Genomic DNA, 21,354 nt, shown 5'->3' with positions numbered 1-21,354 from the left:
CCTGATGAGGAATTCCAGCAGTTACGACGTAGCAACAAGGCCGCCAAACTCGACGCCGAAGAAACGACGTCTGCGATGACTTGTCGTGTGGGTGGTGCGGGAGAATGGTGCGGTGTGGGCGGCTTTCCTTGTCCTGGTTGTGGCCAGGTGGGTTCGCCCGACGAGCCAAGTCGCCACCTACGGTGTGGTCCCCCCGAAGACGGCGAGGCCAATCTGATAGGCCAGCGTGCTGGCAGAGGACCGGACACCCGGCGGGAACAACTCGACCACAGCCAGCAAGGTCGTCGTGCGGATACCACCAGCGAAGAATGCGAGCACCGCACCGACCAGGCAGGCTCCCAGCACCGTGCTGTGCTCGAGAAACGCAAACGTCGGCACGGCCCAGACACCCACGCCGAGAGCAGACACGACCGCGATACGTTTGCGCCCCACAACGTCGATGAGATACCCGGCCAGGACGCCACCTATCACGGCAGCGACCAGGATGACCAGGAGCACAACCAGTGACTGAGTCTTGCTGAACTTCACCGTCACGGTCAGGTACGACAGGAGAAACGTAACCATGACGCCGAGGTGACTGTGTAGGTCGTCGCCCAAGCAAACATGACCAACATCGACTTTTTCGCGAGCTTGGATTCCTGCACAAGGGGTGCGGATGCTACGTCCCCCTCGGCGCGTACCGCGGCGAACACGGGCGACTCCTCCACTCCCAGCCGCAGGTACAGTCCGGCCAAGGCCAGCGGCGCCGCGGTCAGGAACGGCATCCGCCATCCCCACGACGCCAGTTGTTCCGGGGTCGTCGTGGCGGTCACCGCCATCCCCACCAGGACGCCGACCATCGTACCGATGTTGTTAGTTGCCGGGGTCACCGACGCGTACAGACCGCGCCTGTCAGAGGGCGCGTGTTCAATCAGAAAGATGCCCGAGCCGGTGGACTCGCCCCCGGCGGAGAAGCCCTGTACAAGCCGACATAGGACAAGCAACACCGGTGCCATTGCGCCAATCTGCGCGTAGCCGGGTAGCAGACCCAGTGCTGTTGTTCCTGCACTCATCAACAACACAGACAGGATGAGTACCGCGCGTCGACCGATTCGGTCACCAAGATGACCGAATACGAGGCCTCTAATCGGACGGATCGCGTAGCCGAGCCCGAGGGTGACAAAGGTAGACAACACAGCGGCGGTAGGGCCCCTTTCGGGAAAAGCTGGGTCGCGATCGTGGTGGCGAACAGCCCGTACAGGCCCCAGTCGCACCACTCACAAAGTTTCCGATCGCGCCAGCCAGGAGAACTTTTCGCGCTCCGGCACCATTGCCGTTGTTCATCAGACACTCCTCAAACAGCGCGCCCCCTGGAAACAACCCAGCGGCCGCGGGTAGGGGGGGTTTGCTACATCGTGCGACCTGAGCGAATCGGGAGGAAACTCTCCACCACTCGCCGGGATCCCCAGATACATGGCGCCCCGAAGGACGCGAAAAACCTCCCGAATGCCCTTCCCGGTCTTGGCGCGAAGCCGCACCTTTACTCGCCAGCCCCACGCCGACAACCACCGCCGCAACCTGCGCCGAAAGTCGGACTCTCTTCAACGAGCCTCGACGACGGCCGGGCTTTCCGGAAACGGGTACTTGAGACTCCGTGGGCATTGAACACTCTCTTGGTCAGTGGTCAGACCAAGGTCTGACCGGTTCAGCCAGTGTCGGTTGTCACTCGGTCGGAGTCAAGACCCCGGTGAGGCTGATCCTCTGGAGTGGGCGCCCTGACAATGGATCTTGAGGACCCATGGACGGACGCAAGTCTCCGTATGCGGAGGAGCGTGGCTGGGGCGTCGCCTGGCAGCGCTGCTTCCACCTCTGCGCGTGTGGGCCAGCCGCGGTGCGTGGCAATGGGTTGCGTATGAGGCAAGTAACTGGGTGCGGTTGCGGCCCGGCAGGCAACCGGGCAGCCCGCGGGTCAGGCGCGGCGGGCGGCCCAGACGGTGCGCTCGGTGCGTACGGCGAGGTCGTCGCGGTGCAGGATGCCGTGCGGGCTGTTGACGTCCAGGAGTTCGTCGAGGGCGGCGAGGTCCTCAGAGCTGAGTGCGGGTGCGGCGGCGCCGCGGATGCGTCGCAGGCTGCCGTGGGCGTAGCGGCCGATGGCCTCGCCGCGGTTGCCCTCGATGTTGACGGTGATGGTGCGCTCGTCCTCGACGGCGAATCCGGCAGCGGTCAGCATCGGCCCCCAGTCCGCGCCGCGGTGCGGGACGTGTTCAGCGTGGAAGCACCGGCATCGCTCGGTCAGCGGTCACCAGGGTGCCTACGACATGCGGGAGATCGTGAACGCGATCCTCTACCAGGGGCGGACCGGCTGCCAATGGGCCTACCTCCCGCACGACCTGCCGCAGAAGAGCGCGACGTACTACTACTTCGCCGCCTGGCGGGATGACGGGACCGACCAGGTCATCCATGAACTCCTGCGCTGCCAGGTCCGTGAACGTGCCCGACGATTAGAGAACCCCGCCCTGGTGGTGCTGGACACCCAGAGTGTCCATGTGTCCGCCGGGGTCCCCGCCGCCGCGACCGGCTACGATCCGGCCAAGCGGGTGCCGGGCCGCAAGCGCGGCCTGGCCGTGGACGTTCTCGGCCTGGTCATCGCGGTCGTCGTCCTCGCCGCGAACATCCACGACAACACCGCGGGCATCGTCCTGCTGGACCAGGTCGCCGAGCACGCCGGCAGAACCGTCCGCAAAGCCCTGGTGGACCAGGGCTTCAAGAACCAGGTCGTCGACCACGGCGCCAGCCTGGGCATCGACGTCGAGATCGTCGGACGCGACCCCGGCCACCGGGGATTCCTACCGCGGCCGAAGCGGTGGAGGGTCGTGCAGACCTACGGGATCCTGATACTGCACCGGCGTCTGGTCCGCGATTACGAGCATCGCACCGCCTCGTCCGCCTCCCGCGTCTACTGGGCGATGTCCCACGCCATGATCCGCCGCCTCACCGGCACGAACACCTCCACCTGGCGCGAAGAAGCGGTGAGCGCATGAACCTCCGCCCTCTCCTTGAGTCACTGGACCTGCAGGAGGACGCCGCCCGGGCCCTGGCCGATGACCTTCGCGCGCAGATCGACGACCTGCAGACCCGGCTGCGGAAGGCCGAGACGCACCTCGAGCAGCTCACGATCACCGCGAGACCGTCACCGGCCTCGCTGACCGGCTCCCCGCATCCCCACCCGAACTGCCCGGCCACCCGGACTACCCGCGCATCCTCGCCGCCTTCAACGAGACGACCGGCCCCCTGCGAGCCAAGGACGTCTGCCAGTTCCTCGGCCATGAACCGCTGCCGAAGCACGTCGAAGGCACCCGGGCCAAGCTGAAGCGCCTGGTCAAACTCGGCATCCTCACCGAAGCCGACACCGGCAACTTCGGAGCGCACCGTACGCGGCCGACCCGCACGCTTGGGGCCGGGAACGGGCCGCGTGGCGGCGCGAGACCAGGTCACGGTGCCAGCGCAGCAGTGTCCGGGCGCACCAGCAGCCGTGCCCGGCGCAGCACACCGCGCGGGAGCCGGTGCAGCAGCGCGGCCAGGAACACCCGGTCACTCGGGGCGAACCGCACCCGATCCCGGCCGAGCTGGCGTTCCAGCACCGTGATCTGATGACACAGCGCGAGGATCTCCGCGTCCTAGTCCTGGTTGCTCACCGGCAGCGGCCGCAGCAGGGCGAACACGTTCGCCACACCCAGATAGACAAGTCGAAGCAGCACGAAAGATCATCCTGCCGGGGCACTCACCAGATGCCCAGAGCACCCGCCCAAGCGCCCGCGCTCGACACCACCCGTACACCAGCCCCACCAGGACGGATGAGTTTTTCGGCAGGCACAGAGTTCATATACCACGAGGTCAGGTAGAGGGTGTGACGCGCCTCACTGGCTGACCAAATGATGGTAATGGTCAGTTTGGCTATTGTGAGGTCATGGACATCAGCGTGGTCAAGGGGGGACGCGACTCCGGCACGGCGGCACGGATCCTGGCCGCGGCGAAGGAGCTTGTGCTCAAGCGCGGAGTGAAGGGCGTCACCGTCGCGGAGATCGCGGCCCGTGCTCACGTCGGCAAGGGCACGCCCTACCTGTACTGGCCCGCGAAGGAAGACCTGGTTTTCGACCTGTTCGTGAGAGACTTCCTGGCATTCGTCGACGACGGGATCGAGGCTCTGACCGCGGACCCGGAGCTCGGTCGCCCACACCGGCTCTGCCCTCATTTGGTGTGCAGCGCTCTCGACCGTCCATTCGTGCGAGCCATGGTGGTCGGCGATGCCGATGTGCTGGGAGCCCTGGCCAGTCATCCGCGCAGCGAGGAACTGCTTGCGACACTCAGCCCCGCCGCGATTCTGACCGCGGCACTGCCGATGGTGCGCCGGCACGGGCTCGTCCGGGATGACTGGGCCGTCGAGGAACAGGCTTACGCGCTGCACGCGCTGATGGTGGGCTTCTCCCAGGGCCTCACCCGGACGCGCGTGCCGGGTGACATCACCGTCACCGACCCCGTGACGACCATGTCCGCAGCGGTCACCGCTCTGCTGGGCGAGCAGCGGGCCGACCGGGCCGATGTCCGCGCTGCCACCGACGAAGGAATCAGACTCCTCAGAGAGCGACGGGAGGCGGCGTCCGCTCTGGCCACCGCAGGAGAGACGGAGAAGGCGAAGGCGTCGGCACCCGTACGGCGCGGGTGAGGAGATGAAGATTCTCCTGGTCGACGACCAGCCGGTGGCGCGCCGAGGGCTGCGCGTGGTCGTGACCGAGTCTTTCGGGGGCTGCGAGGTCCTGGAGGCCGACAACGCGGCGGCGGCTCTCGATATCAGCCGACTTGAGCGTCCCGGGATGGTGCTCCTGGACGTCAGGATTCCCGGCCTCACTCCACCGGACGAACTGTGCCGTGCATTCCGCGAGTTGCTTCCCGAGGGCGTCCTCGTCCTCGTGACCGCCGTCGACGACGTGTCGGTCATTCACGCATGTCTCGACGCGGGAGCGGACGGATGCCTACTCAAGGACGTGTCGGAGGTCCACCTGGGCGCCGCGCTGCGGGCGATGGCCGCCGGTGCGTTTGTGGCCGACCCCCGGATCGTCAGACAGATCGGTCGTGAAGCGGCAAAGCCGTTGGTCGCTGAAGCCGTGCGCCAGGCCACGCAGGGGCACGCCACGCAGCCCGGTCGGACGGACGGCGAGCAGCAGCCGGAAGGCGCGGTATTTCTCACGGGCCGCGAACATGACGTACTCAGGCTCCTTGCGCATGGCTACTCGAACCGCGCGATTGCCCGAGAGCTCTTCCTTTCCGAGACGACCGTAAAGGGGTACGTGCGGGGCCTGCTCACCAAATTAGAAGCCCCATCCAGGCTCGTGGCGGTGATCCGCGCCTGTGAACTGGGGTTGGCGTCACTTCCTGAGCGAGGATCAGGAAGAGGGTAACCGTCATGTTCCCAGCAGGTGAACCCTCACAAAGGAGGGTATGGTTCCCTCCTTTTGAATCTGGCCGGTGGCGGTCCTCCCGTGGTCGTCTTGTTTCGAGCGCTTCGCAGGAAGCCTGCACCAGAGTCGCGCTCGACGGCAAGGAATGGGAAGCATGCAGATATTGGTGGACCGCGGGAAATGCCAGGGCTACGGCAATTGCGCCGTGGCCGAGCCGCGGGTTTTTGATCTTGACGAGAACGGGATCGTCAAGGTCCTTGTCGACGCTCCCTCGGAGGAGCTGCGTGACCAAGTGAAGTACGCCGTGCTCGACTGTCCGGCACGAGCGCTTCACCTCGAGGGCTGACGATGGCCCGCAAACGACGCGTCGTCGTGACCGGTGCCTCACTGGCCGGCGTACGCACGGCAAGGGCTCTGCGTGACCGCGGTTTCGACGGCGAGGTCGTACTCGTAGGGGCTGAGGAGCGCCTGCCCTACGACCGGCCGCCACTGTCGAAGAAGCTTCTCGCGGGCGAAGTGCCTCTGAGCGGCATTCAGTTGCTGTCCCGCGACGAGGCGGATGCGCTCGACCTGGACCTGAGACTCGGATGCCGGGCGAGTGCCCTGGCCCCCGCCCGACGGATGCTGGCGCTTGATACCGGAGAACAGCTCCGCTACGACGACTTGGTGATCGCGACCGGTAGCGCCGCCAGGATGCCGACCGACTGGGAGGCTTACGCGGGCGTCCACGTGCTGCGTACCGCCGATGACGCCCTCGCGCTCCGGTCCGCGCTCGCTGGCTCGCCCCATGTGGCCGTCGTCGGCGGCGGCTTCATCGGATGCGAGGTGGCCTCGACCGCCCGCGGCCTGGGATGCGACGTCACGGTGTTCGAGCCACTCGCGGCGCCGATGGCGCGGGTGCTCGGCTACGAGATGGCCCTCGACCTCGCCGGAATTCCCCTGGACGCGGGCGTACGGCTGCGCTGTGGCGCGGCGGTCGAGCGGCTGGAAGGAAACGAGCGCGTCGAGCGGGTCCGCCTCACGGACGGCAGCGTCGTCCCCGCCGACGTCGTGGTTGTCGGGATCGGGGCGCGGCCGGTGACCGACTGGCTGTCCGGCTCGGGCGTGAGCGTGGCCGACGGGGTCCTGTGCGACGAGCACTGTGCCACCTCGGTCCCCGATGTGTACGCGGCGGGCGACGTGGCACGCTGGCACAACCCGCTCTTCGGACGGGAGATGAGGATCGAGCACTGGACCAACGCGACCGAGCAGGGTGCCTTCGTAGCCCGGACGATCCTTGAGGGCCCGCAGTCCGGTGGCTACGCGCCGGTGCCCTTCGTCTGGTCCGACCAGCACGGGGTCAAGCTCCAGATCGCCGGTGTTCCGGACCCGTCCCACCGGGTCCGGATCGTCGAGGGCTCGGTCGCGCAGCGGCGCTTCGTCGCGCTGTACGAACGGGGCGAGCGGACTGCCGGCGTGCTCGCGGTCAATTCACCGCGAGGAATGGTCACGTACCGACGCAGGCTGGCGCAGGACGATGCCGCCGAAGGCCCGGCCGGTGCCCGGTTCGCGGCACGTCCGGTCGCGCAGCCAGGAGATTGAGACATGACGAAACAGATATCCGGCTTGGAGAAAACGGTATGACCGAGCTGAACGAGAAACCCGGAACGCGTGTCGGGCGGCACACGGGTACGGTGGGGCCCGGTCCGCTGAACGGATCGATGCAGACATTCCTGTCCGAGGTCCAGAGCGACCTGGTGCAAGGGATGCTGTCGCCCAGGGTGCTGAACGACCCCGAGCTGCATCAGGTCGAGCTGGACCGCATCTTCACCAAATGCTGGGTGTTCGTCGGCCATGTTTCGGAGATCCCCAACAACGGTGACTACCTCCTGCGGTACGTGGGCGAGGACCAGTTCATCCTCGTGCGGGACGAACAGGGCGAGATCCAGCTTCTCTTCAACAGCTGCATGCATCGCGGTTCTCCAGTGTGCCGGGCCGAGAAGGGCAACAGCTCGCACTTCCGGTGTCCGTACCACGGCTGGATCTACAAGAACTCGGGCGACTGGAACGGCGCGCCCCAACGCGCCCGTGCTTACCGGAAGTTCGACGGCGCCGACTGGGGCCTGCGCAAGGCACCGCACGTGGACAGCTACCAGGGGCTGATCTTCGCCTGCCTGGACCCGGATGCGGTCTCGCTGCGCGAGTACCTGGGTGACATGTGCTGGTACCTGGACGTGCTGCTCGGACTCAACGAACAGGGCATGACCACGGTGGGAGATCCGCACCGGTGGGCCGTGCCGTCCAACTGGAAGTCGGGGGCCGACAACTTCGTCGGCGACGCGTACCACGTGATCGCGCTGCACCAGTCGCTCGAGGAGATCGGGGTCCTGGGCGGGGACGTGGCCAGGGGAGTCGGCAGCAACTTCCACGTGGCGCTCGACGGCGGGCACGGCCTCATCGTCACGCACATGCCCATGCCCGAGCCGCTGGGGTACATGGGCTTCCCGCCCGAGGTCCACTCCACGTTCGACCTCAAGGGACTCGACGCGGACCAGCGTGCCTTCCTCGATGCCGACCACGGGGTGGTCGGCTTCACGATCTTCCCGAACCTGTCGTTCTTCCGCTCCTTCGGCGCGACGGAGCCGGGCAAGCCGCCGACGACCTTCACGCTGCTGCGGCAGTGGCAGCCGAAGGGACCCGAGAACTTCGAGCTGTGGAACTGGTCCCTGGAGTGGAAGTCGGCTCCGAAGGAGTTCAACGATGCGGCATACCGTGCGGGCGTCAGCTCCTTCGGCCCTTCAGGGATCTTCGAGCAGGACGATACCGTCGCCTGGGCCGGCGGACCGCCCACGGGTCGCTCGGTCTTCGCGCGCAAGACCATGAAGTTCAACTACCAGATGGGTATGGAGGGCATGGGCGACTACGCGATCCGGGAGGACTGGATCGGGCCCGGGACCGTCAGTACCACCCCGTGGGGTGAGATGAACCAGCGGCGCTGGTGGCACCAGTGGGCCGACCGGCTGATGGCTCAGTGAGCCCGGCGGGACAGGGAACGAAGGGGAATGCGATGACGGTGGAACAGGTCATCACGGCCCTCCCGAGTGTGGAGTTGGAGCGCTCGTGCATTCAATTCCTCTACCGGGAGGCGGAGTTGCTCGACAACACCGACTACTCCGGCTGGTTCGAGACCTGCCTGTCCGAGGGGCTCGAGTACCGAATACCGATTCGCACCACCCGGGTGCGGACGTCGCGTGACGCGGAGTTCAGCACGACCGGGTTCCACATGACGGATACGTACGGGACCATGCGGACGCGGGTGAACCGGCTCCTCACCGAGCACGCCTGGGCGGAGGACCCGCCCTCGCGTACACGGCGGGTGGTGACGAACGTACGCGTGCGGGAACTCGGGCCGGACACTGCGGAGGTGAAGAGCTACCTCACGCTGTACCGCTCCCAGGGAGACACCACCGAGTACGACCTGATCGTCGGCGAGCGTCAGGATGTCCTCGGCATGGAAGACGGTGCGTGGCGGCTGCGGAGCCGGCTCGTCCTGCTCGACCACACCATTCTCGGCACCGCCAATCTCGGCGTCTTCCTCTGAGCCGGGCCTGACATGACAGCGTACGAAGACAACGCCGCGGACGGAACCGACAGCGGCACATCGATCCAGATCTCCAACGAGTTCGCCACCATCCGTCTGCGTAAGGTGCACACGCGCAACGGCGAACGCCTGGAGATCGTTGCCCCCCGGCGTGGGCTCCGGATCCTGCTCGACGCCGTGGAGCTCGAGAGCCTGACCTGGCAGACACCAGAGACGTTCTCCGGCTTCCTGCGGGCCTCGATCGGGCGTGACCGCGGAGAAGACGAGTCGCGCATGCCTTGACCGAGCGGGTAGGGGAGCTTCGGCCGCGTATCGGCATCGATGCGCGGCCGAACGCGTGGTCGGCCCGGTCATCGCATGGTCCGGTCGAATTCCTCCGGGGTGAGGGCGGGGCAGGGCAGGGGTGTCGCGTCGTCCCGGTCGTTGCGCAGGCCGTCCAGGATGAGGGCGAGGTAGCGCTTCCACAGATCGGGCGCGACCGCCTGGCTGTGCTGGGTGACTGCCCCGAGCATGAGCTGGATGAGAGGGAAGTCGGTCGGCTCGATGTCGTCGCGCAGCCGGCCGGCCTCCTGGGCGCGCGTGAGGATGGCGCGGAGGTTGGGGGTGAGGCGTTCTTGGAGCGCGTTGGACCGGGCCTTGCCTTGCGCACTCTCGAGGAGCACCTCGCGCAGTCCGCGGCTGTGGGCGAAGTCCTGGCCGGCGGCGGCGAAGATCTGCACGAGCCCCTCCCAGGGGTCCTCATGGGCCAGGGCGGCTTCTGTGAGGTCGATCAGGTGCTGCAATGCGTCTTCGAAGACGGCGTCGATGAGTTCCTCGCGGCTTGCGAAGCGGCGGTATGCGGTGCCGACGCCGACGCCCGCGTGGCGGGCGATGTCGTCGAGGGTGACGTTCAGGCCGCACTTGGAAAACAGCTCCTGACCTGCGGTGATAAGGCGCTGCCTGTTGCGTTCCGCGTCCGCCCGCAGGGGGCGTTCCTGTGGGTAAGCGGAGAGGGCGTCTCCATTTGTATTTTCGTGTTCGGAGACACCGATGAGCGCACTCACTCAGGAGGCGAACCCGCCTCAGCCGGACCCGGCGACCAGACGGGCCGCCGACCGGAACGCCGATCGCCGACACCGGCACCGCTGGCTGATCCTGGCGGTCATCGCGGTGGCCCAGCTGATGGTGGTCCTCGACGCCACTATCGTGAACATCGCCCTGCCCTCGGCCCAGGCGGACCTGGGCTTCTCGGACGGTGATCGCCAGTGGGTCGTCACCGCCTACTCACTGGCCTTCGGCAGCCTGCTCCTCATCGGCGGGCGCATCGCGGACCTCATCGGCCGCAAGCGGGCCCTGATCATCGGGCTGGTCGGCTTCGCCGGCGCCTCCGCGCTGGCCGGTGCCGCCTCTGGCTTCGAGATCCTGGTGGCCGTGCCGTCGCCGGTGCGGGCGGTGGCGTGGGACTGCTCCTCGGCGGCTTCCTCACCGAGCACTTCGACTGGCGCTGGACGCTGTACGTGAACCTGATCTTCGCGGTCATCGCGCTGGTCGGTGCCCTGGGGTTCCTGCCCAGACAGGGTCGCGACCCGCACGTGAAGATCGACGTGCCCGGCACCATCACGGTCACCTCCGGCCTGTTCGCCCTGGTCTACGGGTTCTCCAACGCCGAGCACGACGGCTGGAGCTCCGTCGGCACCTGGGGATTCCTGGCCACGGGTGCGGTGCTGATCGCTGTGTTCGTGTGGCTGCAGAACCGGGTGGAGCACCCGCTGCTTCCGCTGCGGATCCTGCGTGACCGTGACCGGGGCGCCGCCTCCATCGTCATGTTCGTCTCGGCGGCCGGCATGTTCGGCGTCAACCTGTTCCTGACGTACTACCTGCAGCAGATCCTGGGCTACTCGCCGATGGAGACTGGTCTGGCCTTCTTGCCCGTGATCGCCATGGTCATGATCGCCTCGACCCTGGCCACCACCGTCCTTGTCCCACGCGTTGGACCCAAGCCGATCGTGCCGCTCGGCATGGCGCTGTCCGCGGTGGGGCTGCTGTGGATGACCAGCCTGGACGCCGACTCCACTTACCTCGCGCACGTCATGCCGCCGCTGCTCGCCTTCGCCCTGGGCCTTGGCCTGGTGATGTCCCTGGCCATGTCCACCGCCACCGCCGGGATCGACCCGGCCGACGCCGGTGTCGGCTCCGCCAGCGTCAACACCATGCAGCAGGTCGGCGGTTCGATCGGCACCGCCCTGCTGAGCACCCTGGCCGCGAGCGCCGCCACGGACTACATGGCCGACAAGACGCCCACCCCGGACGTGGTCACCCACTCCGCGCTGGAGAGCCACTCCACCGCCTACATGTGGTCCGCGATCTTCTTCGCCGTCGGCGCGGTCGTCTGCGGCCTGATGTTCCGCCGCGGCGCCACTGAGCAGGACCCGGACGCCGCACCCACCGTCCACAGAGGCTGCGCCCCTTCATAGTCACCCAGCAGAAGTCCGGCCGGACCCAGGGGCTGACGATGTTCGTCCCCCAGACCTCCCGAGAGAAGGTCATGCGCACCGCCACGCAGAAGGTGATGGCCAACCGCGCAGGCAAGAAGGCCGTGTCGGCCTTGATGGCCAAGCGCTTCGAGGAGAAGTCGATCGACATCGCCCCCGTCTGGCTCCGGGGACCATGCGCATGCCTGCATTCCCACCGAAGGAGCCACGATGACCACGACGCCCCCACTCTGGTCGCCGCCGTCGACCAACTCCCTGCCGGCCCCGCCCGGGTGATGGACTCCTGGTGGTTCACCGCACGCCTCAAGGCCGCGGACACCGCCTTCTGGGCGAAGATCCACGCGATGACCGTACAGGGCACCGCCCACAGCACCGTCGCCCTGATGCGGGAGCCGGGCGGTCATTCCAGCCACCAGCAGTCGACCGACAGCCCCGACGAGGTGACGCTCGCGACCAGCATCCTCGACATCCGGACTCCGGTCCTTGACATACGGGGCGACCTGGACGCCATCGCGATCATCGGTGCCACCGGCACCGGCTCGCTCCAGCTGACCTTGCGGCGGGACGAACCCGTGCTCTATAACGGAGGCTCCGGCCTCCCCCCTTCTTTGGCGGCACCACCGGCCAGCACTGCCTCCCTGGCCTCACCACCTCCGGCACCCTCACCGCCGACGGCACCACGTACGAGGTCCGCGGACGCACCTGGTTCGATCGCCAGTGGGGCACCCCCGGCACCGAACCCCCGCGCTTCACCTGGCTCGGACTCGACCTCGGAGGCGGCCGCTATCTCAGCGTCTGGGACACCACCGGAGATGGCACTTCCTGGCTCACCGAAACTCGCCGCCGATGGCACGCACACCATCACCCGAGCCCACCGCATCGAGCGCAACGGAGACTGGACGCTGACCGTTCCGCGCTTCGAAGGTGCACTTGAGATCGACCATCGTGGGCTGCCCGCTCCCGGACCCCGCGAAGGGGTCTGCGGTGCACACCCAAAAGATGATCCCGGGTAGTTGGTGCAGGGGTGTAATGGCAGTGTCATTCGACCACGCCTAGCGTTACATAAGTGAAGCCAGCCGGATCCCGACTCTCGAGGTGGAGAATGCTCCAGCCGAGCACGACCGCGCGCGTGAGGCCCAGGACGTATCTGTCCAGACCACGGCATGGAACAGGCTCGGGGCCCCACTGGACATCACGCTGGCGGCGGACGGAGCGGTGAACGTGACGGCGCCGGAGGGGCCTGACGGTGGTCCCGGCCTGACGCGGCGCCCCGGTGCTTCGGCAACAACTCCACGAGCTGTGCGTGAACCCGGGGCTTCAGTCCTTGTAATCGGGGGCGATGCGCTCGACCATCCGGAGCAGTGCCGCCCAAGCGAGGTCGTACGCCTTGTCGTCCTGGAGGTCGGAGCTGTCGTCCTCGCCGGCCAGTTGGCGTGCGGTGAGTTCGCAGATGTCGGGGTGGGGGGTGATGAGCTCGGAGCCGGCGGCCATGGCCGCGGTCTGGATCTCGCATGCCTTGTCGAGGTAGTACATGCGCAGGAAGGCTTGGGCGGGGGTTTCGCCGACGGTGAGCAGGCCGTGGTTGCGCAGGATCATCGCGGGGTGGTCGGCGAGGTCGGCGACGAGGCGGCGCTGTTCGGCCAGGTTGAGGGCGACGCCCTCGTAGTCGTGGTAGCCGACCCTGCCGTAGAACTCCATGGAGATCTGGTTGAGCGGAAGGAGGCCGTCCGCCTGCGCGGCGACCGCGCAGCCGGCCTTGGTGTGGGTATGCAGGACGCAGTGGGCGTCGGGCCGGGCGGCGTGGATGGCGCTGTGGATGACGAAACCGGCGGGGTTCACGGGGTAGGGGGTGTCCTCAACGGGGTGGCCGGAGAGGTCGATCTTGACGAGGTTCGATGCGGTGATCTCCTCGAAGAGCAGACCGTAGGGGTTGATCAGGAAGTGGTGCTCGGGTCCGGGGAGCCGGACGGAGATATGCGTGAAGATCAGGTCGGTCATCCGGAAGTGAGCCACCAGGCGGTACACGGCGGCGAGTTCGCGGCGCAGGCGGTGTTCCTCGTCGGAGGTGGCCTGGGCGGTGTGATCGGTGCGGAGTGTCACTTCGGTCATGAGTGATCCTTCTGTCGTGGGCCTGATGGCCGGCGGGGCCCCGGGCCGGTTTGCCTGGGGTCCGGGTCGGTTTGCCTGGGGTCCGGGTCGGTGAGTCAGCTGCCGACGCCGTCGGTGTGATCAGACCGCGCTGAATTCGGGGGTGCCGGCGGGCTCGCCCGCCAGGCGGCGGCGCCATGCCGCGACGACGGCTTCTTCGGTCGGCTTGGTCGCGAGGCTGACGGCCACATAGCCGATGAGGCTGGCGAGCAGGCCGTAGTAGACCGGTTCGTTGGCGAGGAGTCCGTCGGCCACCATGAACGTAATCACAGTGGCGCCGCCCGCGATCATCGAGGCCATGGCGCCGGGCAGGTTTCCGCGCCGCCAGATCAGGCCGCCCAGGATGGGTACGAGCAGGCCGCCGACGAGCAGGTTGTAGGCGACGGTGAGGGCCTCGATGACGTCCCCGAGGAGGCAGGCGATGACCATGGAGGCCACGCCGAGGATGGCGATGGCCAGGCGGTTGGAGCCGACCTCGTCCTGGTCCTCCGGGCTGGCGGGGGCCTCGTGGCGGCCGCGGTGACGCAGCCGGGCCCAGATGTCATTGGTGACGACAGTGGCGGAGGCGATCAGGGCGCCGCTGGCGGTGGACATCATCGCGGACAGGGCGGCGGCCAGGACCAGGCCCTTGATCCCGGTGGGCAGGGCGTGCTTGACGATGGTAGCGAATGCCTCGTCGGCGCTGGCCAGGTTGGGGTAGAGCACCTTGGTGGCCATGCCGATGAAGGCCCCGGCCAGGGCGTAGACGAGACAGTAGACGCCGGCGACGGTGCCACCCCAGGCGGCGACCTTGTCGGTGCGGGCGGTGAAGACCCGCTGCCAGATGTCCTGCCCGATGAGCATGCCGAAGGTGTAGATCAGTACGAAGGTGAAGATGGCCTGTCCGCCGATGGAGGTCGGGGAGAGGTAGCCGTGCGGAAGACGGTCGGCCATAGCGGGGAATCCGCCGGCCTTGACCACCGCGATGGGCAGCAGCAGGACGAGGACGCCCAGGCTCTTGACCACGAACTGGACCATGTCGGTGAGCGTGATGGACCACATGCCGCCGAGCGCCGAGTAGCCGACGACGATCGTGCCGCCGATGACGACCGCGACCCAGCGCGGGACGTCGAACAGGACATCGAAGACGCTGGCGTAGGCGATAGTGGAGGTCACGACCAGCATGAGGGTGTAGATCCACATGACGATGCCGGAGACGATGCTGGCGGCGTCGCCGTAGCGCAGGGAGAGCATCTCGGCGACGGTGTAGACCCGCAGCCGGGCGATCCGGGCGGAGAAGAAGACGCTCAGGGCCAGCAGCCCGAGTCCGATGGAGCAGACCATGGCGGCGCCGGAGACGCCGTAGGTGTAGCCCAGGCGTACGCCGCCGATGGTGGAGGCGCCGCCCAGGACGACGGCGGCCATCGTGCCGGTGTACATGAGGGGGCCCAGCCGTCTTCCGGCGACCAGGAAGTCGCTCTTGGAAGCGGCGCGTTTCTTACCCCACCAGCCCACGCCGACGATGCCCAGCAGGTATCCGGCCATGACGAGGTAGTCGACGGTCATCAGGGTCCTCCGATTCGCTGCGGCCGGCGCCTGACGCGCGAAGCCGTCAAAGGGGCTGTTCGAGGGGAAGGCAACCGCTGCGCGCCAGGTGGGGAGGTCGGCGGTGCGGTGCCGAGGAGAAGAGAGAGCGGGGCAAGGGGATGTGCACATGGGCAAGGGCCGGGGGTGGTGCCCTGCTGGTCACACGACCGTAGCCACCGGTCGTCCTGTTGCTGAAGTGCGGGTTCCATCCAATATGGAGTCATCCGTTGGATAAAAACGGCACTCCCGCGCAGTGCCGCCGGGCTGGGAGGATGCCTCCTCATGACCGAGACCGAGCAGCCGTCCGTTCCCCTCAGCGTGTTGCTGGCCGACCCGGAACTGGGCCTGCGCCAGGTCGCCGGACCGGCCGAGGACCGCCGTATCAGCACGGTCGGCACCACGGAGATCGAGGACCCCACGCCCTACCTCGTCGGCGGCGAACTCCTCCTGACCGCGGGGGTTCGCCTCCCGCGCTCCGCGGACGGTATCGACACCTACCTGCGGCGCGTCGTCGCCGCCGGGGTGGCCGCGCTCGGATTCGGTGTCGCCCCCGTACACGAGGAGGTTCCACCCGAACTCGCCGCGGCCTGTGACCGCCACGGGCTGCCGCTCCTGCGGCTGCCGCCGGCCACACCGTTCGTGGCGGTCGGGCAGGCCACGTACGCCGCCATCGCCGAGGCCCGCAACCGTGAGCTGAGGGACATCTCCAGGGCTCAGTCGGCTCTCGCCTCCGCCGCCGCCCGTCCGGATGCGCTCCAGGCCGTGCTCGCCCAGCTCAGCGCCCACACCGGGGCCTGGGCGGTGCTTTTCGACGCCCAGGGCAACGAGCTGTTCGGCGCCGGCCCTCGCCCCCCGGCTCCCGCACCGCGGCGCGTGCGCGACCTCGCCGTACGCACCCTCGCGCGCACCAGCCGACGTCACACGGCGCACAGGCCAGCTCCTCCCGCGGCGGCAGCGGATCACCACGGAGGCATCCACCTGACCGTCCACACCCTGCCCGGCGCCGACGGCGCCACCACGCCGCTGGCCCTTGCCCAGGCCACCACCGCGGCCCCGCCCCTGGTTCACCGCCACGTGACCAGTACGGCGACCGTCCTGCTGGCCCTGCTCACCAGCCCGCGGCACGCCCTGGGCACCGACACCCACAGCGTCGGCGCGCTGGTACGGCTGATGCTGGGGGCCACCCCCGCCCAGGTGGCACCCGCCCTGGCCCCCGCCGGCCGAACGGGCGGCGAGCACTGGATCGTGGTCCACGGACGGCACAACCGTGGACGCTCCACACCGGCACCGCCGGCCGGTGACGATCCGGCCCAGCTCGCGACGCTGGGCACCGCCCTTGGCACGCCGTACCTGTACATCGACGGGCCCGGTCTGAGAGCGCTGATCCCCAGCGCACCGGACACCCGGCCCAGCGCCCCCGCACAGGCCGCCGACCTGGGGTGGATCCTCGGCTTCAGCGCGCCCGCGGCCGCCCCCGACCTGCCAGGAGCCGACCGCCAGGCCGAGCGCGCCCTGCAGCGCGCGATCGCCACCGATGCCCCCGCCGTCGTGCACTCCCCCGGCCCGCTCAGCCTCGATGCGATCGTCGCGCCCGCCGACGCCCAAGAGCTCGCCCGGACCCGCTTCGCCCCGCTGGACCAGGCCGGCTCACCGGGCGTCACGGTCCTCCTGGGCACCCTGCGGACCTGGCTGAACCTGCACGGCAGCTGGGACCGCGCCGCGGCAGCCCTGGGAGTGCACCGCAACACCGTGCGCCACCGCCTCGCTCGGATCGCCGAACTCCTCGACGTCGACCTGCGGGACCCGGGCGTCCGGATGGAACTCTGGTTCGCCCTGCACTGGCTGCCCGACGACCATCGCACGCACCCTTGACCGGCGACGAGGCCTGTGCCGCGCCCTGATCGGGGGCCCAGCCAGGTCCTGGACCGGGTCGGTCGGGCTGTCAGCGGTAAAGGAGGTAGTGGCGGCGGATGCCGCGGAACACCGCCAGCTCACTCTCCCAGGCCGCCGCCACCTCGTCCGCCCCGGCGCCCGCATCGATCATCGTGCGGACCCGCGCGCTGCCCGTCAGCCGGTCGATGCTGTGATCGGGCCGCCAGGCGAAGTCGCTCCACGCACGCTTCGCGGTCACCAGTAGCGCCACTCCCGTGTGCGAAGCAGGAATGCGGCCTGGACGACTACCAGGTCCGCCGCTACCCCGGATGGCACCGCCACATGACCCTGGCCATGGCCGCCCACGCCTGCCTGACCGTCCTGCGTGCCCGCGAACTCGACGCCGGGAAAGCAGAAACGGATCCCCTCAGCTCATCCGCCTCAGCCTCACCGAGACCAGACGCCTGATCACCCGTCTCACCGACCGCCGCCCCACCCCGGTCGACCACATCCTGCACTGGTCGACCTGGCGCCGAAGGCGGCAACACCAAGCGCGCATCAGTCACTACAAACGACGCGGACACAGCCCCTGAAAACTGCCCAGCACTCAGAACAAGCACCGTTGCAGTACTAGGTTCTGTCTTCAGTTGTGATCAAGCCCGGGATGGGTGCTGGTCCGGTAGGACCGGGGGGTGACTTGTGCTCAACTCACCGACGTGATGGGGTCCATCGGGCGATTCCTGCCGGTTGGCAGGTTCGGCCCGTACCCCGGGCGGCTGCGGGAGCAGTTCGAGGGGGTGATCTGGCGGTTGCGAACCCGCAGCCAATGGAGGGAGATGCCTGAGCGGTTCGGTGCCTGGCAGACCGTCTACAACCGCTTCACACGACGGCACGACGCTGGCGTCTTCCAGACCCTACTGGAAGCGGCGATCACCGAGACCGCCCGCAGGGAACAGATCGACGTGTCCCTGCTCAGCGTGGACTCCACCACCACGCGGGCGCATCACGACGCGGCCGGCATCTCCAGCCTCCTGAAACCCCACCGATCACAACCGGAGACAGCCCCTGGCCAGCCGGAGCTGTGTGTGAGCCGCGATTGCGGGCCACACCCACCGGTCAGTGACCTCGGGGGTACGAAGCTTCGGACGTGTCCAGCCGAGTGTCGCCGGTGATGGAGGCGAGGCGTCACACGGAGCCCGGTGTGCTTCGGGAGAAGGCGACTGGAAACTCCGGTGATTCTACGTCGGACCAAGGGAAGAGCGACTTCGGAATACGTTCGAAGGGCAGACGCCGCAACTCGGTTGCTGCTGCGCCGGGGGTGTCGGTCTCCAGGATCTCACCCGCGAAAGGTGTGTAGGCGGCACGGAAGGAGGTGTGGGCCTTGACCACGACCAAGTCGTACAGTGTGGGTTCGATGCCGAAGGCACGGTACAACTGCGGATCGCCGTTGCCGATCATCCAATCGCAGACCAGGACGTCGAGGTTTCCGAACCGCAGCACGGCCGTAGGGCCGATCTTGTTGACCATTCCTCGGTTGGCCGGACCCTCCTGGACGAACTCGCCATCGTGCACGGAGCGGACGTACCCGGTAGCTCGGAGCTGGACGGCACGTTGGTCACGGGACGCTCCCAGAGTGAACTCGGCGGTGGCTCCCACACCGAGTTCATGGGCCCGGCGGGCCGCGGCGCCGTCATTGACGACGGTGGCTGCGCGAAGGGACGAGCCACGTTCGAGGAGCCGTGCCGCGACAGCCATGCTGTCACCCGCGGCACCGGCGTTGCAGGAATCCGCCGCATCCACCACGATGACCGGCTTACCGCTCGTGCTCTTCTCGGCGGTGTCGATTGCCTCGTCGATGGAGAGCAGGTGCGTTGTGAACGCGTGTCGCAGGCTGTAGAGACGCCGAGCGAGATCCTTGGCTTGTGCGGCAGCTTGCCCGGCCTCGTCGGCGACCGCGAGGACGGCGGAGTGCCCTCCCGGAACGTCGAGCCAGGGCTGCATCTGATAGATCGACCAGTCGATGAGTTCGCCGGATTCCACCAGATGGTGTGCGTGCTGAACAAGGTCGGCGAACGGTCCGTCCAGAGTGTTGTAGGAGGCCGCTGACACGATCATGGGGACGGGTACCCACGCCATCGTCGGCCGCGCTTGCCCGGCCGCGGCCTTGAGTCCGAGGTGCGCGGCGCGGTGACCAGTGCCGTAGTGGTCGATGTGAGGGTACGTCTGGTAACCACTCACGTAGTCGACCGAGGCGATCAGCTCTCGGGAAATGAAGGCGTGCAGGTCGGTCGAGACCGAGATCACGCAGTTCTCCCCAACCAGTTCCCGGACCTGGCGCGCGATCTCGGCCTCGGGATCGTCGTAGTCGGTCGTCTGCAGTGCGCCGTGGAAGGAGAGCAACACGACGTCGAGGGGGCCCGCGGCCTCGATGGCCGGGATCAGCCGCTGCAGGTAGTGGTCCATCACCGTTTGTTCGGTGATGCCTCCGCTCTGAGCTGCCATCACCACAGCAAAGGTGACCTCGTGGTGGCCGAGTTCGCGGGCGTGTTCGTCGACCGCGTCAATCATTCCTCCTACCGCGCATTGCGTGCCCGCGAAGCGGTCGCGGACTGCTTGCCCTTCGTAGATACCGTTCTGGCTCCAGGTCTCCATGCCTGACAGAGCTGGGTTGAACGAGTTGGTCTCCTGCCGGAACTCGGAGATGAGGACGCGCATCGTCGGGTTCATTCCCTTCTGGTGTTGCGGCGGCTGGTTGTCGGGGATCTGGGCGGTATGTCAGTACCGGCCGTTGAGGTCGTCGTAGAGATTGCCCAAGGCTGGTAGGAGCCGCAGGTAGACCGAGTAGAGACGGTCATAGACTGCGCGGTGGTCCGGGTTGGGAAGAAAGGCCCGCTGCACGCGCACCACATCGCTGACGGCTGCATAATCTTCGAGATTTCCCAGGCCGACTTGGGCGCAGTAGAAGGCGCCCATGACACCGGTGTAACGAGGGGCTTCCGGAACCTCGATGCGTATCTGGAGGATGTCAGCGAGCATCTGCATCCAAGGGTCGCTGTTCGCTCCGCCGCCGACCACACGAATGGCGTCCGGGCGTTCAGCACCGGTGGTTCGCAGATAGCGCTCGAGGTTCATCCGGTGTGTGTAGCAGACACTCTCCATGACGGCGCGCACCATGTGGCGCCGGTCGTGAGACGTGGTGAGGTTGAGAAAGAGGCCCGTCGCGTTCTTGGCCAGCGGGGGAAGCTCTCCGTTGAGCCAGTGCGTGGCGAGGAGCCGCTCTGAGCCGGCTGGGATCTCTTCGACCTCCTTGTTGACCAAGTCGGCGATTTTTCCGCCCAGTTCCTGTCTCTCTGCGTGGTACAGCTGGGCGACTGCCCAGTCGTAGGCGAGGCAGCCGGTCTGGATGACGAAGCCCGCGCCATCGACGGAATTGTCGAAGGCGAAGTGCAAGGTCGCCTCGGAGGCGAATCGGTCAGCGACGATGTTGACCAGCCAAGACGAAGTACCGAGGTATATGTGGAGGTCGCCGAGCCGGGCCCGGCCGATACCGACGGTGATGGCTGGAAGATCACCGAACCCGCCGAAAACCGGGGTTCCTTCGGCGAGGCCGAGCTCAGTGGCGGCCGTCCCGGTGATGGTGCCGACCATCTCGGTCGCCGGGCGACACACTGGAAATTTGGCCAGATCCTGGAGAAGGCCCGCAGACGCCAGGATGGTGCTGAATTGGCGCTGTACCGCCTCTTTACCGGAGCTGATGAAGTCGTCGGAGGGTTCTGTGACGAACTCGCCCGTCGCGCGCCATTTGAAGTAGGTGTTGAGACCCATGATCATGTCGGCGCGATCCCATACCTCGGGCTCGTTCTCCTTGAGCCACATCAGCCGCGGCCAGTATTCCTGACCGGTGCCGACGAAAAAGCCGGCGTTCTGGTTGAGTCGCTCGGCCTGCTCGATCGCTCGTGAGTCAAGCCAGATCATGCTACGTCGTAGCACGTCGCCATCGGCCGTGACCGGTATGATGTTCTTCCACGGAGCGACGAACACGGCTGCGGCGATGGCCCGCGGGTCGATCTGTGAGGCAGCCAGTACCCGCTTGCCGGCTCGGCAGACAGCCTCCCAGAGTACGTCGGGGTCCTGTTCGGCCCAGCCGGGGTGAGGCTGATGGAGGGGGTAGGTCTCGTTGGCCTCGGCGATGATCCTGCCGGAGCTGTCGAAGACCCCTGCCTTGAGTGAGGTCGTTCCGCAGTCGTACGCCATCACGTAGTCGGGTTGGTTGCTCATTACT

17 protein-coding genes and 6 pseudogenes are annotated in these 21,354 nt (G+C 67.4%); 13 read left to right on the top strand and 10 right to left on the bottom strand.

Annotated elements, in window-relative coordinates; translation table 11 throughout:
* Positions 1 to 177: 177 nt before the first annotated feature.
* The 3 genes and pseudogenes from NP777_RS31475 to NP777_RS31465 form a co-directional block, all read right to left on the bottom strand.
* Positions 178 to 564, bottom strand: coding sequence for an MFS transporter (locus NP777_RS31475; RefSeq protein ID WP_256653558.1), 387 nt, complete (start codon positions 562 to 564; stop codon positions 178 to 180).
* Positions 537 to 1,172: an MFS transporter gene (locus NP777_RS31470; RefSeq protein WP_256653557.1), complete on the bottom strand. Its 636-nt coding sequence runs from the start codon at positions 1,170 to 1,172 to the stop codon at positions 537 to 539. The genes NP777_RS31475 and NP777_RS31470 overlap by 28 nt, the downstream gene beginning before the upstream one ends.
* Before the next feature lie 776 nt (positions 1,173 to 1,948).
* A pseudogene (locus NP777_RS31465) lies at positions 1,949 to 2,275 on the bottom strand (SAM-dependent methyltransferase); the annotation flags it as partial.
* Between NP777_RS31465 and NP777_RS31460 the strand changes: the two are divergent.
* Positions 2,244 to 3,020, top strand: a pseudogene (locus NP777_RS31460) (IS5 family transposase); the annotation flags it as partial. The pseudogenes NP777_RS31465 and NP777_RS31460 sit on opposite strands and share 32 nt — an antisense overlap.
* Before the next feature lie 450 nt (positions 3,021 to 3,470).
* Here NP777_RS31460 and NP777_RS31455 read toward each other — a convergent pair.
* Positions 3,471 to 3,620 (bottom strand): hypothetical protein, encoded by a 150-nt coding sequence (locus tag NP777_RS31455; RefSeq protein WP_256653556.1) that lies wholly within the window; start codon positions 3,618 to 3,620, stop codon positions 3,471 to 3,473.
* Positions 3,621 to 3,946: 326 nt separating this feature from the next.
* Between NP777_RS31455 and NP777_RS31450 the strand changes: the two genes are divergently transcribed.
* The 7 genes from NP777_RS31450 to NP777_RS31420 all read left to right on the top strand — a co-directional run bounded on the left by NP777_RS31450 (position 3,947) and on the right by NP777_RS31420 (position 9,297).
* Complete coding sequence (locus tag NP777_RS31450) at positions 3,947 to 4,702, top strand: TetR/AcrR family transcriptional regulator (protein ID WP_256653555.1); 756 nt, start codon at positions 3,947 to 3,949, stop codon at positions 4,700 to 4,702.
* Between the two features lie 4 nt (positions 4,703 to 4,706).
* Entirely contained in the window at positions 4,707 to 5,435 is a 729-nt protein-coding gene (locus NP777_RS31445; RefSeq protein WP_256653554.1) for a response regulator, read from the top strand.
* Positions 5,436 to 5,589: 154 nt separating this feature from the next.
* On the top strand, positions 5,590 to 5,781 hold the full coding sequence (locus NP777_RS31440; protein WP_256653553.1) for a ferredoxin: 192 nt from the start codon (positions 5,590 to 5,592) through the stop codon (positions 5,779 to 5,781).
* Positions 5,782 to 5,783: 2 nt separating this feature from the next.
* Entirely contained in the window at positions 5,784 to 7,016 is a 1,233-nt protein-coding gene (locus NP777_RS31435; RefSeq protein WP_256653552.1) for an NAD(P)/FAD-dependent oxidoreductase, read from the top strand.
* A 38-nt stretch (positions 7,017 to 7,054) separates the two neighbouring features.
* Complete coding sequence (locus NP777_RS31430; protein WP_256653551.1) at positions 7,055 to 8,449, top strand: aromatic ring-hydroxylating oxygenase subunit alpha; 1,395 nt, start codon at positions 7,055 to 7,057, stop codon at positions 8,447 to 8,449.
* A gap of 32 nt (positions 8,450 to 8,481) precedes the next feature.
* On the top strand, positions 8,482 to 9,015 hold the full coding sequence (locus NP777_RS31425; RefSeq protein WP_256653550.1) for an aromatic-ring-hydroxylating dioxygenase subunit beta: 534 nt from the start codon (positions 8,482 to 8,484) through the stop codon (positions 9,013 to 9,015).
* Between the two features lie 12 nt (positions 9,016 to 9,027).
* Complete coding sequence (locus tag NP777_RS31420; protein ID WP_256653549.1) at positions 9,028 to 9,297, top strand: hypothetical protein; 270 nt, start codon at positions 9,028 to 9,030, stop codon at positions 9,295 to 9,297.
* Between the two features lie 68 nt (positions 9,298 to 9,365).
* Here NP777_RS31420 and NP777_RS31415 read toward each other — a convergent pair whose 3' ends face one another.
* Entirely contained in the window at positions 9,366 to 10,058 is a 693-nt protein-coding gene (locus NP777_RS31415; RefSeq protein ID WP_256653548.1) for a TetR/AcrR family transcriptional regulator, read from the bottom strand.
* Here NP777_RS31415 and NP777_RS31410 point away from each other — a divergent pair.
* Both NP777_RS31410 and NP777_RS48850 read left to right on the top strand, forming a co-directional pair.
* Positions 10,045 to 11,468, top strand: a pseudogene (locus tag NP777_RS31410) (MFS transporter). The gene NP777_RS31415 and the pseudogene NP777_RS31410 overlap by 14 nt on opposite strands.
* A gap of 71 nt (positions 11,469 to 11,539) precedes the next feature.
* Positions 11,540 to 12,499, top strand: a complete 960-nt coding sequence (locus tag NP777_RS48850) for a hypothetical protein (protein ID WP_256653547.1) — start codon at positions 11,540 to 11,542, stop codon at positions 12,497 to 12,499.
* A gap of 304 nt (positions 12,500 to 12,803) precedes the next feature.
* Here the strand turns inward: NP777_RS48850 and NP777_RS31400 are convergent, their stop codons facing one another.
* Together NP777_RS31400 and NP777_RS31395 are read right to left on the bottom strand one after the other, a co-directional pair.
* Entirely contained in the window at positions 12,804 to 13,595 is a 792-nt protein-coding gene (locus tag NP777_RS31400) for a class II aldolase/adducin family protein (RefSeq protein WP_256653546.1), read from the bottom strand.
* A gap of 120 nt (positions 13,596 to 13,715) precedes the next feature.
* Positions 13,716 to 15,179: a sodium:solute symporter gene (locus NP777_RS31395; protein ID WP_256653545.1), complete on the bottom strand. Its 1,464-nt coding sequence runs from the start codon at positions 15,177 to 15,179 to the stop codon at positions 13,716 to 13,718.
* A gap of 303 nt (positions 15,180 to 15,482) precedes the next feature.
* Here NP777_RS31395 and NP777_RS31390 point away from each other — a divergent pair, with 303 nt between their 5' ends.
* Positions 15,483 to 17,072: a PucR family transcriptional regulator gene (locus NP777_RS31390; protein WP_256653544.1), complete on the top strand. Its 1,590-nt coding sequence runs from the start codon at positions 15,483 to 15,485 to the stop codon at positions 17,070 to 17,072.
* 70 nt (positions 17,073 to 17,142) lie between these two features.
* Here the strand turns inward: NP777_RS31390 and NP777_RS31385 are convergent.
* Positions 17,143 to 17,349 (bottom strand): annotated as a pseudogene (locus NP777_RS31385) (DUF1343 domain-containing protein); the annotation flags it as partial.
* Here NP777_RS31385 and NP777_RS31380 point away from each other — a divergent pair.
* Both NP777_RS31380 and NP777_RS31375 read left to right on the top strand, forming a co-directional pair.
* A pseudogene (locus tag NP777_RS31380) lies at positions 17,349 to 17,540 on the top strand (IS701 family transposase); the annotation flags it as partial. The pseudogenes NP777_RS31385 and NP777_RS31380 overlap by 1 nt on opposite strands.
* A 224-nt stretch (positions 17,541 to 17,764) precedes the next feature.
* Positions 17,765 to 18,094, top strand: a pseudogene (locus NP777_RS31375) (transposase); the annotation flags it as partial.
* A 163-nt stretch (positions 18,095 to 18,257) separates the two neighbouring features.
* Here NP777_RS31375 and NP777_RS31370 read toward each other — a convergent pair.
* On the bottom strand, positions 18,258 to 19,799 hold the full coding sequence (locus tag NP777_RS31370) for a M81 family metallopeptidase (RefSeq protein WP_256653543.1): 1,542 nt from the start codon (positions 19,797 to 19,799) through the stop codon (positions 18,258 to 18,260).
* Between the two features lie 48 nt (positions 19,800 to 19,847).
* A complete protein-coding gene (locus tag NP777_RS31365) occupies positions 19,848 to 21,350 on the bottom strand; it encodes a xylulokinase (RefSeq protein ID WP_256653542.1) in 1,503 nt (500 codons plus the stop codon).
* Positions 21,351 to 21,354 lie beyond the last annotated feature (4 nt).

Source organism: Streptomyces rugosispiralis, assembly GCF_024505145.1.
In the GTDB taxonomy this organism is placed as follows: domain Bacteria; phylum Actinomycetota; class Actinomycetes; order Streptomycetales; family Streptomycetaceae; genus Streptomyces; species Streptomyces rugosispiralis.
Note: the sequence above shows the minus strand (reverse complement) of the source record. Positions and strands in the feature narration are given on the sequence as shown.

Coding starts and splice junctions, on each gene's coding strand:
- NP777_RS31450 (WP_256653555.1), top strand. CDS start 3,947: ATGGACATCAGCGTGGTCAAGGGGGGACGCGACTCCGGCACGGCGGCA.
- NP777_RS31390 (WP_256653544.1), top strand. CDS start 15,483: ATGACCGAGACCGAGCAGCCGTCCGTTCCCCTCAGCGTGTTGCTGGCC.
- NP777_RS31425 (WP_256653550.1), top strand. CDS start 8,482: ATGACGGTGGAACAGGTCATCACGGCCCTCCCGAGTGTGGAGTTGGAG.
- NP777_RS31400 (WP_256653546.1), bottom strand. CDS start 13,595: ATGACCGAAGTGACACTCCGCACCGATCACACCGCCCAGGCCACCTCC.
- NP777_RS31440 (WP_256653553.1), top strand. CDS start 5,590: ATGCAGATATTGGTGGACCGCGGGAAATGCCAGGGCTACGGCAATTGC.
- NP777_RS31475 (WP_256653558.1), bottom strand. CDS start 564: ATGGTTACGTTTCTCCTGTCGTACCTGACCGTGACGGTGAAGTTCAGC.
- NP777_RS31370 (WP_256653543.1), bottom strand. CDS start 19,799: ATGAACCCGACGATGCGCGTCCTCATCTCCGAGTTCCGGCAGGAGACC.
- NP777_RS31395 (WP_256653545.1), bottom strand. CDS start 15,179: ATGACCGTCGACTACCTCGTCATGGCCGGATACCTGCTGGGCATCGTC.
- NP777_RS31435 (WP_256653552.1), top strand. CDS start 5,784: ATGGCCCGCAAACGACGCGTCGTCGTGACCGGTGCCTCACTGGCCGGC.
- NP777_RS31420 (WP_256653549.1), top strand. CDS start 9,028: ATGACAGCGTACGAAGACAACGCCGCGGACGGAACCGACAGCGGCACA.
- NP777_RS31430 (WP_256653551.1), top strand. CDS start 7,055: ATGACCGAGCTGAACGAGAAACCCGGAACGCGTGTCGGGCGGCACACG.
- NP777_RS31445 (WP_256653554.1), top strand. CDS start 4,707: ATGAAGATTCTCCTGGTCGACGACCAGCCGGTGGCGCGCCGAGGGCTG.
- NP777_RS48850 (WP_256653547.1), top strand. CDS start 11,540: ATGCGCACCGCCACGCAGAAGGTGATGGCCAACCGCGCAGGCAAGAAG.
- NP777_RS31365 (WP_256653542.1), bottom strand. CDS start 21,350: ATGAGCAACCAACCCGACTACGTGATGGCGTACGACTGCGGAACGACC.